This window comes from Ruegeria sp. ABV4_181, from assembly GCF_056158465.1.
The window spans coordinates 973,474-988,918 of the sequence record NZ_JBSWTI010000002.1; the positions used below are offsets into that span (position 1 = coordinate 973,474).

Consider the following 15,445-nt stretch of genomic DNA (forward strand, 5'->3'; position numbering starts at 1 on the left):
TCAAATCCTTATGTCGATGCGCCCGTCCGGGCTCATTCCTGGAACAGCCGGGCCAGCCTCGGCGATATGTTCGGCGTGCGATGGCGGCACCTGATCGCCCCCTTCCGGCCCGGGCTCATCCTGCCCGGGGTCAGAGGGTGTTCCCAGATCCAGCGACAGATCGCCAAGCCCCAGATTCCGGAATTCCGCCTCAAGAACAGAGAGATGCCGCCGCATCATGTCCAGCGTTTCGGGCCGTTCCGCCGCGATCGTAAGGTGCAGGCCGTCGTCGCGGCCGTTCAATACTATCGAGACGCGCCCCAGTTCCTCGGGGTTAAGCGCGATTTCCACAGCGCCGGATTGGGGGCGCGCATTGATGACCGACGCCATCTGACCCGCGACCGCCCGGGCCGTTTCCGCCCGCGCGCTGGCCGAAACGGATTGCGCGGCATGCCCGGCGTCACGGGTTGCGGAGAAAACGGAGGTCTCCTTGATCGCGTGAGCCTCCTCGGTATCCCCATCTGGCATTGCCTTGCTATCGGCGGTGTTTGATTCGGATGCCATCAGCTGCATCTGAACGAATGAGGGCGCGCGATCCGGCAGGGCGGACCTGTTGGGTGCCGGGCCGGGCGTAGCCGGCGCGGGCACCTCGCCGCGTGCGATTTCACCGGACGCGGCGTTGCCCGTCACGTTACGCGCGCGCGGTTCGCCAATCGCTGAACGGGTATTCTTTGGTGTCAGGGCCGCGCCAGTCGCACCGCCGGACGGCTGAGACCCCTGCGAAATTGGGGCGACAGTCCGGGGAATCGCCTGATGATCGTTGCGGTGCGACGGCGTATGCAGGCCGGTCGGTTTCGCGTCGGGCACAGTGACACTCTCAGTCGCCTCCTTCGGCATGGCAGCCGTGGGCATTTTTGCAGGCGGTTCAGCACGCGTCGCAGCCAGCGCGTCCGGGCGGGTCCCAATCGGGTGCTCATCCATGTCAGAATGCGGTTTGGCCTCCGCCTCAGACGAGATTTCAACCGGCTCCGTTTCGGTACTGAGTTCTTCCGATTCCGGCGCAGCCTCTGGTTCCTGTGCCTGCATGACGGCGATTTCAGGCGCTTCGTCTTGCTGATCCGCCTCCTGATCCATGACCGTCTGAAACGACGCCGCACCGTTCGGCGCGCGTTGCTCTTTTGTGTTCGCGTCGCTCTTCGCGGCGGCAGATGGCGGCGACAGCACTGCTGATAGAGGGTTGGGCATTTTGCTCCGGCTCCGGTTGTGTGACCCGAAACCTGCCCGCAGGAAGTTACGTTTATTTTAACCGCTTTCGCCTTTGATCAAGAAAGTTCGATGCAAATTTCGGAGAAGGCCATGAAAATTTCCGCACCCCCTCCCACAGCGCAGCCGCCAACCGTGACTGAGAAATTAAAGGCGGCTGCGGTTGAGCTGGAGGCCGCATTTCTGACGGAAATGCTGAAATCGGCCGGTCTGGGCGAGGCGCGCCAGACCTTTGGTGGCGGCACGGGAGAAGATCAGTTTTCCTCATTCCTCGTCCAGCAGCAGGCCACGCAACTGGCGCGATCCGGTGGTGTTTGCCTGTCCGAAATTCTGTTTCAATCCATGATGGAGAAAACCGATGCCGATCAAAGCTGATCCTGAACTGATCAGGTCCCTGGAAGACGTTCTGGATCTGGAGCGCACCGCGCTGGTCGAGGGGGACCTTGACCAGATGAACACGATGGCCCCGGAAAAGGAAAAACTGATCGGGGCGATCAATGCGCTGGAGGTCTATGACAGTGACGATTTGATCCGACTTCAGAAGAAGGTCGAAAGAAATCAGGCCCTGCTGAACAGTGCCGCCGAAGGGATACGCGCCGTCGCCAGCCGGATGGCCGAATTGCGGCGGGTGCGGCAGGAATTCAGCACTTATGGGGCGGACGGGCAACGCAGCGGCTTTGCCGTGCGCAGCAATGCCAAGCTGGAAAAACGGGCATAGCAGAGGGTTTGATTCAAATCCGAATTTTCCGGCCGGGGCGCTTTAGCACTCCGTTAGGAGATCGACGGCAAAGGTGATCGGGCACCTGAAACAGCAGGTGGCGCGAACAGCCCGACGGCGGGTCGCACAGATCAGAAAGACGTCAAAGCCCGCATGTGATGCGGGATAGCATGGGCGCAAAGGGCCCGAACGGAAAAGGAAGAAAGCTATGTCCAGCATTCTGACCAACAATGGCGCAATGGTTGCGCTGCAGACCCTGAAATCGGTCAACAAGAACCTGGCGCAAACCCAGAACGCGATCTCGACCGGTAAGGACGTCGCAACGGCAAAGGACAACTCGGCCGTCTGGGCGATTTCCAAGGTCATGGAGTCCGACGTCAACGGGTTCAACGCGATCAAGGACAGTCTGGCACTGGGGGAATCAACGGTGGCGGTCGCGCGCAACGCGGCGGAAACGGTCACCGACCTACTGACCCAGATGAAAGGCAAGATTGTCGCGGCGCAGGAAGACAATGTCGATCGTGGCAAAATCAACGACGACGTGACCGCGCTGAAGGATCAGATCGCATCGGTCGTCAGCGCGGCGCAGTTCAACGGGCTGAACCTGGTGGATGGCTCGTCGGGCTCTGCCTCGATCCTGGCGTCGCTGGATCGCGACAATACCGGGGCCGTGACCGCGTCGTCCATCAACGTCGCCGGCCAGAACCTGTCGACCGGTGGCTACGTCGCGGCCCAGGTGTTTGACGGATCGACCGGCGCGTCGACCGGCAATGACCGCGTCGGTGCGACGATCGACAATGGTGCGACCTCTGCAACCGCGCTGGTGACCGATGAAACCAGCGGGGCTTTTGCCGCCGGGGACAAGGTGGTTGTTGCAATTGACGATCAGGTTGTTTCCTACACGGTGTCCGCGGCGGACGCCGCAGCCACCACCACCGGTGACCTTGTTGCCGTGGGGCTGAAGGCGAAAATCGAAGAGCTGGGAATCAACGGCCTGACCGTTGATTACGACTCGGGCACCGCGGGCACCCTGTCCGTGACCAACGGCACTGGCGAGGATATCTCGTTCTCGGCTCAGTTCGTGAACGCGGGCTCCGGCGGGCTTGGCGCGCTTACGGGCATTGACGTCTCGACCGGTGCGGGCGCAACTGCCGCTTTGGCCGCGGTCGAATCGCTGATCGACACCTCGATTGACGCTTCGGCGGCCTTTGGTTCGTCGCAGAGCCGGATCGAAACCCAGAAAGAGTTCATCTCGAACCTGGCGGATTCGTTCAAATCCGGCATCGGGTCGCTGGTCGACGCCGACATGGAAGAAACTTCGGCCCGTCTGCAGGCGCTCCAGGTGCAGCAGCAGCTGGCCACCCAGTCGCTGTCAATCGCCAACCAGGCGCCGCAGTCGATCTTGTCGCTGTTCCGGTAAGTTTCGGAACCCGGCCGGGGCGTGATGACGCGCCCCGGTTCTGACCGCCCCAAGACGGACTACAGGAAGGACTTCAAGTGACACCGCAAACTCTTGCACAGCGAGCCTATGCGCAGACCGCCGCGCCGACACGGACGCCTCGCGACACCGAATACGAGGCGATCTCGAAAATCACGCATCGGCTAAAGGCCGCGGCCGCCCGGCAAAAAGCCGATTTCGGCGGGTTTGTTCAGGCGTTGCACGAAAACCGTCGCCTGTGGACCGTGCTGGCAAGCGGAGTTGCGGATTCGGACAATGCCCTGCCCAATGACCTGCGCGCCCGGATCTTCTATCTGGCCGAGTTCACCGAGCAGCACAGCAGCCAGGTTCTGGGCAACAAGGCTTCGGTCGAACCCTTGCTGGAAATCAACATGGCCGTCCTGCGCGGCCTGCGCCAGATGGGGGCCACCTGATGGGCGGGCTGGTTTTGAAACTGGCACCCAAGGAACGGGTGCTGATCAATGGCGTGGTGCTGGAAAACGGCGATCGCCGCAGCCGGTTCTCGATCATGACGCCACAGGCCAATGTCCTGCGCCTGCGCGACGCCATTCACCCGGAAGAGGTGAACACCCCCGTGCGGCGCGTCTGCTACGCGGCTCAGCTTGTTCTGTCCGGGGATATGGCGCCGGAACAGGCGCGTCAGCAATTGCTGCGGCGCGTCGAGGAGTTGAGCCAGGTCTTTACGGACGCTGACAGCCGTCGCGTCCTGTCCGAAGCGACCGAGGCTTTGCTGGCCGAGCAATATTACAAATGCCTGAAAGCCCTGCGCGCGCTGTTGCCACGCGAAGAACGACTGATGGCCTACCAGCAGTGACTTTTCAGCCGGTCATCCCCTCTGGCGGCCTGGTCGGCTGGCGTTTTCTGCAGCGCACCTACGACGCGCAGCTTGACAGCTTTTCAACCTCGGCCGTCAACGAAAGAGAGGCTGCGTATTTTCTGGAAAACATCAGGAATGTGCGATCGGCGGAGGATCTGGTATCGGACCGGCGCCTGCTGCAGGTCGCGCTGGGTGCTTTCGGGTTAGAGGATGACATCAACAACCGGTACTTCATTCAAAAGGTTCTGTCGGATGGAACCAGCGCCGAGGATGCATTATCGAACCGGCTGTCCGACAAGAGGTACCGCAAGTTTTCCGAAGCTTTCGGGCTGGGTCCGGGAGATATACCCAAGACGGGCCTGATCACAAACATGGAAGAAATCGCACGGGACAATGTTGTGTCCCGGTTCGAGGTCTCGGTTGGTGAAGCCGACGAATCCATGCGCATCTCACTCTATGCCCGGCACGCACTGCCTGATCTGGCCGCCCAGAGCGGAAGTGCAGATACCAAGTGGTTCGAACTGATGAGCCTGCCGCCATTGCGGAACATGATGGAAACCGCGCTTGGGCTTCCACCGAGCTTTGCGCAACTGGACATCGACCGGCAACTTGACGTTTTCAAAGACCGGTTGACGGGCCTGACCGGGTCCGACGACCTGGGCCAGTTCACCGACCCGGCGGCCGTTGATCAGCTGACCGACCGGTACCTTGCCCGCAGTCAAATCGCTCAGTTACAGAACACGGTTTCGCCGGCCCAGACCGCCCTGATCCTTCTTGGCGCGCAATAGGACGGTTCCCGCATGCAGTTGGCCGCCCTTTGTTCTGATTGGAGGTCGCAGCACCCCAAAAGGGGTTTGCGCGGCGCGGTGGGGAACACCACCGCAACCGGGCATCAGGCGTTCAACACCTCATCCGCAGAGGTTCGGAGCGCAAAGGAAGGCACCGGCTGTGAAACATTGTGCAGCTTGATATCCCCCAAAGGCAGCGCATCGGCGCATGCGGGTACGATATCGGCTGACACGACGATCCGGTGATTCACCGTCTTGCCGTATTCACCCAGACGCGCCGCAATATTCGCGGCCTGCCCGATCACGGTGAAATCCAGCCGTTCGCGAGACCCGACATTGCCATAGGTCACGCGCCCATAGGCGACGCCAATAGAACAATCACAATGATCGTCCGTTCCCGACAGGCGCAGCTCGCCGAGTTTTTCAACAATTTCGACGGCCGAGCGCTGGGCGTTCTTGCGCGCCGAGATCGAGTCATCACCGGCAGGGAACACCGCAAGAACAGCGTCCCCAATGAATTTCAGCACTTCGCCACCGTTTTCATGCACAATGCCGGACACAGTTTCAAAGAACTCATTCAACAGGTTGATATAGGCGGTGCGCCCAAGCTTTTCTTCCAGACTGGTCGAATTGCGCAGATCGCAGAACATGATGGCGGCGTCGATCTCGTCGCCGTCACCGCGCCGGATTTCGCCCCCTAGGACGCGCGCGCCCGACCGCTTGCCCACATAGGTTTCCAGCAGGACCTGCGCGTTTTCGCGCTGCATGAACACTTCGTAGTATCTTGCAATCACCGTCGAGCATTCAAAGACCAGGCCCAGATTCGCGGTGGTGAAACCGTCCGGGTGGTCGCAGGTCAGAGTCAGCACATTGGTCCGGCCATCCGAAAACGGCAGCGGCATGGCGACATAATCGGTTGCGCCTTTTGCTCTCAGATCCTCCATGATCGGAAAACTGTTCTTGGGGTTTTCATCATTCAGTCGCTGACGCACACCGCCCAGCCCGTTGGACACATGGCGCAGGGGGCTGTTGATATAGGCCGGGTGGTCGTGGATTTCATAAGTGGGCACATTGGTCGAGATTTCGGCCTCGCCTTTTTCCCAGATGTAATGTTTGCCGGCGATCAGCGGATGCAGCGACCATGCCAGGATGCTCAGGCGCTGAATGGCAATGCCGTGTTCCAGCATCTTTTCGGCCAGCGCCTTGGTAAAGGCTTCGGGCGTGTCATTTTCGGATGCACCGCGCATCAGCCAGTCGATCAGCGGGCCGCTGATATTGCCGTCATCGGGGTCGCGCAGCCTGTTTTCGCCCAGGTCGATCCGGGTATAGGCACCGGGCATGAACCCGATATGGCCCTGAATGGCGACGCTTTCTGGCAGCGCCTCTTCATAGGCCCAGACGGAGTTCGCCAGTCGCTGCCCGTCAAGAACGACATCGTGATAGGTTGCCGTCCCCTTGAAGGGGCAAAAGGTCTGTAAATCGGTTTCTTCGCCCAGATCGATGCTGACATCTTCACGCGGAATATAGATCGTCGGCGGCAGCCGCGTTTCGTACATGACCTTGGCGTTGGTGCTAGCGGCCAACAGAGTCTCATCCCGGTAAATCGCGATTCGACCGTTCAACCGCTCAACTGAGATCCCATAGCCCTTGATTTTTGGCGTGGCGTGGACGTTCATCATCAACCTCCCTGGCACGGGGTCTATATATGATGGTGCCTTGTCCGAGGTTTTCCAAGGGGTGTAACCGCCATTTTATCACACAAGCTCTGTGCGATGCTGTGGCTTCACACCATCTGGATCACGTCTTTCTCGATCGACAGCATATAGCCTTTCTTGGCGATATTCTTGACCAGCAATTCGCTGACCATCTGGTTGCCAAGCGCATCCCGCAGCCGTTTGATGCGGGTCGCGCCTGCGGCCTCGTCGCAATCTGCCGCATTCTTGCCAGAGATCATTGCCTCGATCTGGGCACCGGACAGAACCTCGTCATCCAGCCGGGATTCCGCCAGTACTGACAGAGTCTCCATCGCGGCGGCGGTCAGTTTGAAGTCCATATTGTTCAGATAGACGGTGTTTTCCTCGCGGCTGATCAGCAGGGACGTCACCTGAATCCCGGTGCGTTCGATCTGCGCCATTCGGCGGTTCAGCATCACCAGCATCACCAGAAACACCAGCGCCGTCACCAGCATGGCGCTGGCAAAGACCAGCAGAACAAAGATCACCATGCGGTAGCTGGACAATGTGTCGGCAAAGGCCGTGCCCGACTGGGCCAGAATCTCAAGCAGGCGGATCTCGGTCTGCGAGGTCAGGTCGCTTTCGACGAAAAGCCGTTCAACCCGCGCGTTGAAGGCGTTGGCGTCGGGCAGGGTCCAGAACAGGAAAATCGCGGCGGTCACCAGAATCAACACGATCGCCACGATGCCCGCGCCGACCAGTCTGACGCCTGATCGCCGGGCCTCAGTAACGGAGATAGAATTTTCCGGCATTGGCCTTCCTTTTATCCAACCCTTCCGGCCCGAAAACGGACATCACGTTCAGCAAGGTCCAGCCGGACCCTTTCAGACGCTGGGCGACTTCTTTCCTTGCCTGCCCCTTGCCGCAGGCCGAAACCTGCATGACGCCATAATGCAGGCGCAGCGGATTGTCCTGCTTGGCCTTGTAGTCGGCGTAACATTCCGCCGCCGGAGCCGCAGTGCCCAGCGATATCAGGGCCAGGATGGCCAGAGAAGAGAGGATCTGTTTCATAGGCCGCATCCTGCGCATGGGTTGTACGGATATTCAATAACCTAAGGGGTTTCGCGGGGCTGATATCGGATAACAGAGGGGCGTTATTGCTTGTCTGCGCGGGGGGCGGCCAGTGTTGGGCATCGAACACACGGCCTGCAACCGGGCCCTCCTGAGACTTCAGAAGGACAAGCATCATGCATAAGAAATTCATCGCACTGATCGTTGCATCGGCAGTCGCCATCACCGGCGTATCGGCGTCTCAGGCGCGGGCTGCCGATACCGGAGACATCCTTGGCGGCCTGGCGGCCATTGCCCTGCTGGGGGCGGCCGTCAAGCATTTCAGCGACGAAAGCAAAAAGAATTCGGTGACGCACAACTACAACCACGTTTATAAGGCGCCCAAGAAGCACGTGTATGTCACGCCGAAGATTCGGCCGCACTATGTGCGCCCGCTGCCGAGACATGTTGCGCGGTATGACCTGCCGCAACGGTGCTTGCGCACGTTCAAGGCGTATCCTCACAAGCGCCCGCTGCTGGGGACGCGTTGCCTGAGCAAGCATTACAAATACAGCAATAGCCTGCCGCAGCAGTGCAAGGTCGGGTTCTGGAATGGCAGAGAGGTCAAGCGGGCATACGAACCCGCCTGCCTGCGCCAGAAGGGATACCGCGTGAGTTACAAGTAACGGTTTTCGAGCAGGAGCGGCGCCACAGAAGCGCCGCGTGGGAGAGGGCGGTGCAAACTGCTCTCTCCCTTTTTTCTTGCGCAATGGCGCGAAACCCGGTTTTTCGGCGATATGAAGAACCCGGATTACGGATTTGAAACAGCGGCGGCGGCGCAGGGCTATCTGCGGATTGCCGGCGTGGATGAGGTTGGCCGCGGGCCGCTGGCCGGGCCGGTGGTTGCGGCGGCGGTGATTCTTAACCCGGACGATATCCCCCAAGGCCTGAACGATTCCAAAAAGCTGACGGCCAGGCGGCGCGGTGCCCTGGATGCCGTCTTGCGCGAAAAGGCTGAATTTGCCGTCGCGAACGCTTCGGTCGCCGAGATTGATGAACACAACATCCTGCGCGCCTCGCATCTGGCGATGGAGCGCGCGGTGGCCGCGCTGGACCCGCCGCCGGATTACCTGCTGATCGACGGCAATATGATTCCACGCAACCTGACGATCCCGGCACAGGCGGTTGTCAAAGGGGACGCGCGCTCGCTGTCGATTGCGGCCGCTTCGATCATTGCAAAAAACTGGCGCGATCAACTGATGGTGGATTTGGCGCAACAGCACCCCGGCTACGGGTGGGAGACAAATGCCGGTTATCCGTCGAAACAACACAAGGATGCGCTGCGAAATCTTGGTGTAACCCCACACCATAGACGTTCGTTCAAACCGGTCCACAATATCTTGTATCAAGAGTAAATCGTAAGTCGCTGATTCAAAAAAGAATTTGACGGCGAATCGTCTTTGACTCATCCTTGTCTCAACCAAATGAGCGCAAAAAGCGCCGTGGACACTTGAGGCAGTGATATGACGACAACCACCAAAAAGGGCGCAAAAGCGCTCCCTTTAAACACGATTCTATCCGGGGACTGCATCGATGTGATGAACAGTCTGCCCGAGGCATCGGTTGACCTGATCTTTGCGGACCCTCCGTATAATCTGCAGTTGAAAGGCCAGTTGCACCGCCCGGATAATTCTCAGGTCGACGCGGTCGATGATCACTGGGATCAGTTTTCCAGCTTTGGGGCCTATGACCAGTTTACGCGCGACTGGCTGAAGGCGGCCCATCGCTTGCTCAAACCCAATGGCGCGATCTGGGTGATCGGGTCGTATCACAACATCTTTCGCGTGGGTTCGGCGCTGCAGGACGCAGGGTACTGGATTCTGAACGATGTCGTGTGGCGCAAGTCGAACCCGATGCCAAATTTCCGCGGCAAGCGGTTTACCAACGCGCACGAGACGATGATCTGGGCCAGCAAGCAGGAGGGAGCGAAATACACCTTCAACTACGAAGCGCTGAAGGCCCTGAACGAAGGCGTGCAGATGCGCAGCGACTGGGTGCTGCCGATCTGCACCGGGCATGAACGGCTCAAGGATGAAAACGGCGACAAGGCGCATCCGACGCAAAAGCCGGAATCGCTGTTGCACCGGGTTCTGATCGGCTCGACCAATCCGGGCGATGTGGTGCTGGACCCGTTCTTCGGCACGGGCACAACCGGGGCGGTCGCCAAGATGCTGGGTCGCGAATTCATCGGGATCGAGCGCGAGGAAAGCTATCGCAAGGTCGCTGAGAAACGCATTTCCAAAGTCCGCAAGTTTGACCGCGAGGCCCTGGAAGTCAGCGCCAGCAAACGCGCCGAGCCGCGCGTGCCCTTTGGTCAGCTGGTCGAACGCGGCATGCTGCGCCCGGGCGAGGAACTCTATTCTATGAACCAGCGCCATAAGGCCAAAGTCCGTGCCGATGGCACGCTGGTGGGCGACAATGTCAAAGGCTCGATCCATCAGGTGGGGGCGCATCTGGAAAACGCGCCATCCTGCAACGGCTGGACCTATTGGTGCTTCAAGCGCGACGGCAAGACGGTGCCGATCGACGTGCTGCGGCAGCAGATTCGGGCCGAATTGCACAACTGATTTACCTATACCGCCGGTGCCTGTGGCCTGACACATGGCACTATGCCTTGCCCCGCCGATTCCGGCGGGGTCTTTTTGTTTTCTTCACTGCCCGCTTCCGATATGAGCCATTGGTACCCTGCTGCGCATCGAAGGAGCCTCAGCAATGTCGGATACAACAGCCAGCCAGTCTCGCTTTGCCCGGTTCTTTGTGACGCGCCCGGATCAGTTCGATCTGGACAACAAATACACCGAAGCCGCGCTGGAACGGCACAAGCGCGAGGGGCTGGAACTTGCGGTCCGCGCCCGCTGGATCGCGATGGCTCTGACCGGTGTGTTGCTGATCTTCCTGAACCCCCAGTGGGAGATTCTGTGGTATCACTTCATCCTGCTGCTGATCTGTGCAAATGGCTGGCTGATCCGGCGGGCGGGCCGCGTGGGGCAGTCGCGGACCGAGCTGCTGCTGATCTTTACCGATCTGTTGATCATGACGCTGGGGATGATCGTACCCAATCCGTTCAGTGACGATGTCAGGCCGCTGGCGATGCAGTACCGGTTCGACAATTTCCAGTATTTCTTCATCATTCTGGCCGCAGGCACGCTGGCCTATTCCTGGCGTACGGTTGTCGCCATCGGGTCCTGGACCGCGATGATGTGGACGGTCGGATGGATCGTCGCCTGGTATGTGTCGACGCCGTTTCCGGGTCTCAGCGAACGTGTGGCCGAGGCCTTGGCGGGGTATCCCGATGTGGCCGAACTGCTGGACCCCAACAGTTTCCGGGGCCCGCTGCGCATTCAGCAGGTGATCGTTTTCATGATGGTTGCCGTGACGCTGGGTGTGTCGATGCGGCGGCTCAACCGTTTGCTGATGACAAATGCCGGGCTGGAACGCGAGCGGGCCAACCTGTCGCGCTACTTCTCACCGAACGTGGTTGAGGAACTGAGCCAGAATGATGAGCCTCTCAAGCAGATCCGGAAAGAGAGTATCGCCGTTCTTTTCATTGATATCGTCGGCTTTACCAAATACGCCGCCGGACGGGACCCGTATGAGGTGATCGAGGTGCTGCGCGGGTTTCACGCCCGAATGGAGACCGAGGTGTTCCGGCACCACGGGACGCTGGATAAATATCTGGGTGACGGGCTGATGGCCACGTTCGGCACTCCGGTTACAACGCCGCTGGATGCCAGCAACGCGGTGGCCTGTGCACGGGGTATGATGCAAGTGATCGACCGCTGGAACCTTGAACGCCGCCGGGCCGGAGAACCCGAGATTCGGATCGGGATCGGGGTACACTATGGTTCGGTGGTGCTGGGCGATATCGGGGCCAACCGGCTGGAATTCGCGGTGATCGGCGATGCCGTCAATGTCGCCGCGAAGCTGGAGGCGCTGACGCGCGAATTGCAGGCCGGCGTGGTTCTGAGCGATGCCGTGCGGGCGCAGCTTGAACAGGAAGGTCAGGGCGCGTCCGAGTTGATGGCAGGGTTTGAAAAACACACCAACCGGGCGGTCCGGGGCGTCGAGGCACCGATGGACATCTGGGTGATGTAGGGCCAGCGGGCCGGTCAGCGCGCTGTCACGCGTGGGGCTGCGGGTTTTGCGAGCGGTTATAGGGCGTCCAGTCCGCGACTTCGGGGTAGTATTGCCGCCGCCATGCGCGGACCCGCGGATTCATCACACGACGCCACAGCGGCGGGATCATGGCGGCCACGGTCATCACCGGATAGCCATAGGGCAGTTGTGGTGCCGCGTCTTCGGAATGGTGTTGCAGCAGCGGGAACCGACGGTTGGGCTTGTAATGGTGGTCCGAGTGGCGCTGCAGGTTGATCAGCAGCCAGTTCGACGCCTTTTGCGCCGCGTTCCACGAATGGCGCGGTTGCACATGTTCGTACCTGCCGTCGCCAAGATATTTCCGGGTCAGGCCGTAATGTTCGACGTAGTTGACCAGCTCAAGCTGCCAGATCGCGACACCGGCCTGCAGAAGAAACAGCCCCAGTCCGGACCAGCCACCAATGGCAAAGGCCAGCCCCAGCATCCCCGCCTGCAGCGCCCAATAGCGCCAGAACGGGTTGGCGCGGTCCGTCCAGGGGCGGTCTTTACGCGCCAGCCGGTCGCGCTCGGCCCGGAAGGCCGACAGAAGACATTGTTTCAGAACGCGCGGGTAGAACCGGTGGAACCCTTCATTATAACGCGCCGTGACCGGATCGCGCGGGGTGCCGACATAGCGGTGATGCACCAACAGATGTTCCGACCGGAAATGCGAATACAGTACCATGGCCAGCAGGATATCGCCCAGCCAGCGTTCCATCCGACCTTTCTGGTGCATCAGTTCATGGCTGTAATTGATCCCGATCGTGCCCGAAATCACGCCCATTCCAAAGAACAGCCCGATCTTTGCTGGCAAGGATAAGTGCCCGCTGTGGGTGGCGTACCAGATCAGGCCGAAAAGGGTCAGGAACTGAACCGGAACCCAGAGCCTGGTCAGCAGGATATACCACCGCAGCCCGGTATCCGGCGTATCCGGGTCGGCGTTGTTCAGCTCCAGCCCGGTCAGCCGGTCCAGGACCGCAAAGGCCCACCAGGTGGAGAGCGGCACCAGCAAGACCCACCAGCCGCCCGCATTTGCAGTGACCCAGATCAAGGGGATCAGCAGAAAAGAGACCCAGAAGGGCAGGGCCGATTGCCAGCGGGACAGGGTATCTGGTGCGATCATTCACAGGCTCCGAACAGACGGGCCGAGTTTAGCCACACTATACGTCGCTGCACAACGCGTTACTGCCCGCGCCACAAGTCATATGCCTTGCGCATCACGGTTGGCAGATCACCGGGACGAAACGCGTGTTTGGCAACGGTGGTCAGGCCGTTTATATCCGCATCTGTCGGCAATCCCGCCGTCCAGATGCGCAGAATCAGGTGAAAATGGGTGAAAGTATGCCGGACCTCGCCCGACACCGCCCGCCAGTTGGCGGGGAACGGCGGTGCGAGGGCCGGATCCTCGGACCAGTCGGACCCCGGCCAGCCCAGCATACCACCCAGCAACCCCCGGTCCGGTCGGCGTTCCAGCAGCAGCGTGCCGTCGTCGGCCTGCGCGATATAGACATGCCCGTACCGGGTTGGTTTTGGTTTCTTCGGGGATTTGCGAGGCAATTCCGGTTGCGTACCGGCTGCGCGCGCTAGGCACGGGTCGCGCAGCGGGCAAATCCCACAGGCCGGGGATTTCGGCGTGCAGATCGTGGCCCCCAGATCCATCACCGCCTGCGCGTAATCACCGGGGCGCGTCGCGGGCGTCAGCGCGGCAGCTTTGGCCTTCAGCAGCGGTTTCGAACCCGGCAAAGGGTCATGGATGTCGAAAAGGCGGGCCATGACCCTTTCCACATTGCCGTCCAGCACGGTTTCGGGCCGGTCGAAGGCAATAGCCGAAATGGCGGCGGCCGTATAAGGGCCGATGCCGGGGAGTTTCAGCAGCGCGTCGTATGAGTCGGGGAAAGCCCCTCCATGCTCACCGGCAACGACGCGTGCGCATTTCAACAGGTTTCGGGCGCGCGCGTAATAGCCAAGCCCGGCCCATTCGCCCATGACCTGATCGTCGCGGGCGGCAGCCAGCGCCCCAACCGTCGGCCAGCGCGACGTGAACCGCAGGAAATAGTCGCGCACCGCGGCAACGGTGGTCTGTTGCAGCATCACTTCGGACAGCCAGACGCGGTAAGGATCGGGAACGATCCCAATGGCACGGTCTGCCGGCCCGACCCGCCACGGCATTTCGCGGGCGTGGCGGTTATACCAATCCAGCAGCGCCGCGCTCACGTCGAATTCAGCAGAGTCACGCAAGTTTTATCTATCTCCCTGTCGGGTTTCGCTGGCGCCCGTTGTCATGCCCTTTACAATAGCGGTGCAGGAGTTGGAAACCAGATGCAGCGCAGACGTTCTTCGACCCGCGGGTTCAAACGCACCGCGACATTGCTGAACGACCAGATACGGCGCGCCGGGGAAAGCCGGGGCTTTGCCATATCACGCCTGCTGACCCATTGGGCCGAGATTGTGGGCCAGGATATGGCGGCCATCGCGCGACCGTTAAATGTGGGCTATGGCAAGGGCGGGATGGGCGCGACCCTGACCGTGCTGACCACCGGCCCGCAGGCCCCGATGCTGGAGATGCAAAAGGAACAGCTGCGCGGCAAGGTGAATGCGGTCTATGGCTATAACGCGATCAGCCGCGTGCGCATCACCCAGACCGCTCCGACCGGATTTGCCGAGGGGCAGGCCAGTTTCGACCACAGGCCGAAACAGGCGAAACCCAAGATCGAACCAGAAATCGCAGCCCAAGCGGACCGGGCCACGCAGGACGTGCACGACACGGAATTGCGCGCAGCCCTTGAACGTCTGGGCCGTAACGTTTTATCCAAGCAAAAACGCTGAGAAAGGGCTGAGTAATGAGCCGTATTGCAACCGGAATTTGTGCGGCCGTCGCCGTGGCCGCGGGCGGTTATTGGCTGTCGCTGTCGAATTCCTCCCCCGCTTATCCGCTGGTCAGCAGCGCCGAGGCGCAAGAGGCCGATCTGGACACCTCGACCATCGTCGAGATGGTGCAGGGCGCCGAGGATGCGCCGGTCGAGATCATCGAATATGCCTCCTACACCTGTCCGCATTGCGCGAATTTCCACATGGGGCCGTACAAGCAGCTCAAGAAGGATTTCATCGACACGGGCAAGGTGAAGTTCATCTATCGCGAAGTGTATTTTGACCGCTACGGCCTGTGGGCTTCGATGGTCGCGCGCTGTGACGGCCCCGATAAGTTCTTTGGCATTTCCGACCTGATCTATGAAGGTCAGTCCGAATGGACCCGCGCAGGTGGTCCAGCTGAAATCGTGGACGAGCTGCGCAAGATCGGGCGTCTGGCTGGTATTGATAATGACCAGCTTGAAGCCTGCCTGCAGGATGGCACCCGCGCGCAGACACTGGTGGCCTGGTATCAGGAAAACGCCGAGCGTGACGGCATTCAGGCGACCCCGTCCTTCATCGTGAATGGCAAGAAGGTCGACAACCAGTCTTACGACGAGTTCAAGAAGCTGATCGAAGACGAGTTGGGCAGCTAAT

18 protein-coding genes are annotated in these 15,445 nt (G+C 60.4%); 12 read left to right on the forward strand and 6 right to left on the reverse strand.

Annotated elements, in window-relative coordinates:
- Positions 1-1,224 carry a flagellar hook-length control protein FliK gene (locus ACXAC3_RS04860; RefSeq protein ID WP_475157401.1) on the reverse strand — a complete coding sequence of 408 codons (1,224 nt, stop codon included), beginning with the start codon at positions 1,222-1,224 and terminating at the stop codon, positions 1-3.
- Positions 1,225-1,335: 111 nt separating this feature from the next.
- Between ACXAC3_RS04860 and ACXAC3_RS04865 the strand changes: the two genes are divergently transcribed.
- From ACXAC3_RS04865 to ACXAC3_RS04890, 6 genes are all read left to right on the forward strand, one after another.
- Positions 1,336-1,617: a rod-binding protein gene (locus ACXAC3_RS04865; RefSeq protein ID WP_475157404.1), complete on the forward strand. Its 282-nt coding sequence runs from the start codon at positions 1,336-1,338 to the stop codon at positions 1,615-1,617.
- The gene (locus ACXAC3_RS04870) at positions 1,601-1,960 is read left to right on the forward strand and encodes a flagellar biosynthesis protein FlgN (protein ID WP_475157406.1); all 360 of its coding nucleotides are present in this window, start codon (positions 1,601-1,603) and stop codon (positions 1,958-1,960) included. The genes ACXAC3_RS04865 and ACXAC3_RS04870 overlap by 17 nt, the downstream gene beginning before the upstream one ends.
- Before the next feature lie 208 nt (positions 1,961-2,168).
- Positions 2,169-3,380, forward strand: a complete 1,212-nt coding sequence (locus ACXAC3_RS04875; RefSeq protein ID WP_475157408.1) for a flagellin N-terminal helical domain-containing protein — start codon at positions 2,169-2,171, stop codon at positions 3,378-3,380.
- Between the two features lie 77 nt (positions 3,381-3,457).
- A complete protein-coding gene (gene flaF, locus ACXAC3_RS04880) occupies positions 3,458-3,832 on the forward strand; it encodes a flagellar biosynthesis regulator FlaF (protein ID WP_475157411.1) in 375 nt (124 codons plus the stop codon).
- A complete protein-coding gene (gene flbT, locus ACXAC3_RS04885) occupies positions 3,832-4,233 on the forward strand; it encodes a flagellar biosynthesis repressor FlbT (protein WP_475157415.1) in 402 nt (133 codons plus the stop codon). The genes flaF and flbT overlap by 1 nt, the downstream gene beginning before the upstream one ends.
- Positions 4,230-5,024 (forward strand): DUF1217 domain-containing protein, encoded by a 795-nt coding sequence (locus ACXAC3_RS04890; protein ID WP_475157419.1) that lies wholly within the window; start codon positions 4,230-4,232, stop codon positions 5,022-5,024. Before flbT ends, ACXAC3_RS04890 begins: the two co-directional genes overlap by 4 nt.
- 104 nt (positions 5,025-5,128) lie before the next feature.
- On the opposite strand, the gene ACXAC3_RS04895 is transcribed toward ACXAC3_RS04890, so the two are convergent.
- The 3 genes from ACXAC3_RS04895 to ACXAC3_RS04905 form a co-directional block, all read right to left on the reverse strand.
- The gene (locus ACXAC3_RS04895; protein ID WP_475157423.1) at positions 5,129-6,700 is read right to left on the reverse strand and encodes a DUF427 domain-containing protein; all 1,572 of its coding nucleotides are present in this window, start codon (positions 6,698-6,700) and stop codon (positions 5,129-5,131) included.
- Between the two features lie 107 nt (positions 6,701-6,807).
- Positions 6,808-7,509 (reverse strand): winged helix-turn-helix domain-containing protein, encoded by a 702-nt coding sequence (locus ACXAC3_RS04900; RefSeq protein WP_475157427.1) that lies wholly within the window; start codon positions 7,507-7,509, stop codon positions 6,808-6,810.
- Positions 7,481-7,768, reverse strand: coding sequence for a hypothetical protein (locus tag ACXAC3_RS04905; RefSeq protein WP_475157432.1), 288 nt, complete (start codon positions 7,766-7,768; stop codon positions 7,481-7,483). The genes ACXAC3_RS04900 and ACXAC3_RS04905 overlap by 29 nt, the downstream gene beginning before the upstream one ends.
- Positions 7,769-7,944: 176 nt before the next feature.
- Here ACXAC3_RS04905 and ACXAC3_RS04910 point away from each other — a divergent pair, with 176 nt between their 5' ends.
- The 4 genes from ACXAC3_RS04910 (at position 7,945) to ACXAC3_RS04925 (ending at position 11,902) form a co-directional block, all read left to right on the forward strand.
- Positions 7,945-8,433, forward strand: coding sequence for a hypothetical protein (locus ACXAC3_RS04910; protein ID WP_475157434.1), 489 nt, complete (start codon positions 7,945-7,947; stop codon positions 8,431-8,433).
- A gap of 111 nt (positions 8,434-8,544) precedes the next feature.
- Positions 8,545-9,162, forward strand: coding sequence for a ribonuclease HII (locus ACXAC3_RS04915; RefSeq protein WP_475157436.1), 618 nt, complete (start codon positions 8,545-8,547; stop codon positions 9,160-9,162).
- Between the two features lie 108 nt (positions 9,163-9,270).
- Positions 9,271-10,374 carry a DNA methyltransferase gene (locus tag ACXAC3_RS04920; RefSeq protein WP_475157439.1) on the forward strand — a complete coding sequence of 368 codons (1,104 nt, stop codon included), beginning with the start codon at positions 9,271-9,273 and terminating at the stop codon, positions 10,372-10,374.
- A 145-nt stretch (positions 10,375-10,519) separates the two neighbouring features.
- Positions 10,520-11,902, forward strand: coding sequence for an adenylate/guanylate cyclase domain-containing protein (locus ACXAC3_RS04925; protein ID WP_475157445.1), 1,383 nt, complete (start codon positions 10,520-10,522; stop codon positions 11,900-11,902).
- A 25-nt stretch (positions 11,903-11,927) separates the two neighbouring features.
- On the opposite strand, the gene ACXAC3_RS04930 is transcribed toward ACXAC3_RS04925, so the two are convergent.
- Complete coding sequence (locus ACXAC3_RS04930) at positions 11,928-13,064, reverse strand: alkane 1-monooxygenase (RefSeq protein ID WP_475157450.1); 1,137 nt, start codon at positions 13,062-13,064, stop codon at positions 11,928-11,930.
- A 59-nt stretch (positions 13,065-13,123) separates the two neighbouring features.
- On the reverse strand, positions 13,124-14,179 hold the full coding sequence (gene mutY, locus ACXAC3_RS04935) for an A/G-specific adenine glycosylase (RefSeq protein ID WP_475157455.1): 1,056 nt from the start codon (positions 14,177-14,179) through the stop codon (positions 13,124-13,126).
- Between the two features lie 81 nt (positions 14,180-14,260).
- On the opposite strand from mutY, the gene ACXAC3_RS04940 reads away from it, so the two are divergent.
- Positions 14,261-14,767: a DUF721 domain-containing protein gene (locus ACXAC3_RS04940; RefSeq protein WP_475157458.1), complete on the forward strand. Its 507-nt coding sequence runs from the start codon at positions 14,261-14,263 to the stop codon at positions 14,765-14,767.
- 14 nt (positions 14,768-14,781) lie between these two features.
- Positions 14,782-15,444: a DsbA family protein gene (locus ACXAC3_RS04945; RefSeq protein WP_475157460.1), complete on the forward strand. Its 663-nt coding sequence runs from the start codon at positions 14,782-14,784 to the stop codon at positions 15,442-15,444.
- The last annotated feature ends 1 nt before the right edge of the window (position 15,445 follow it).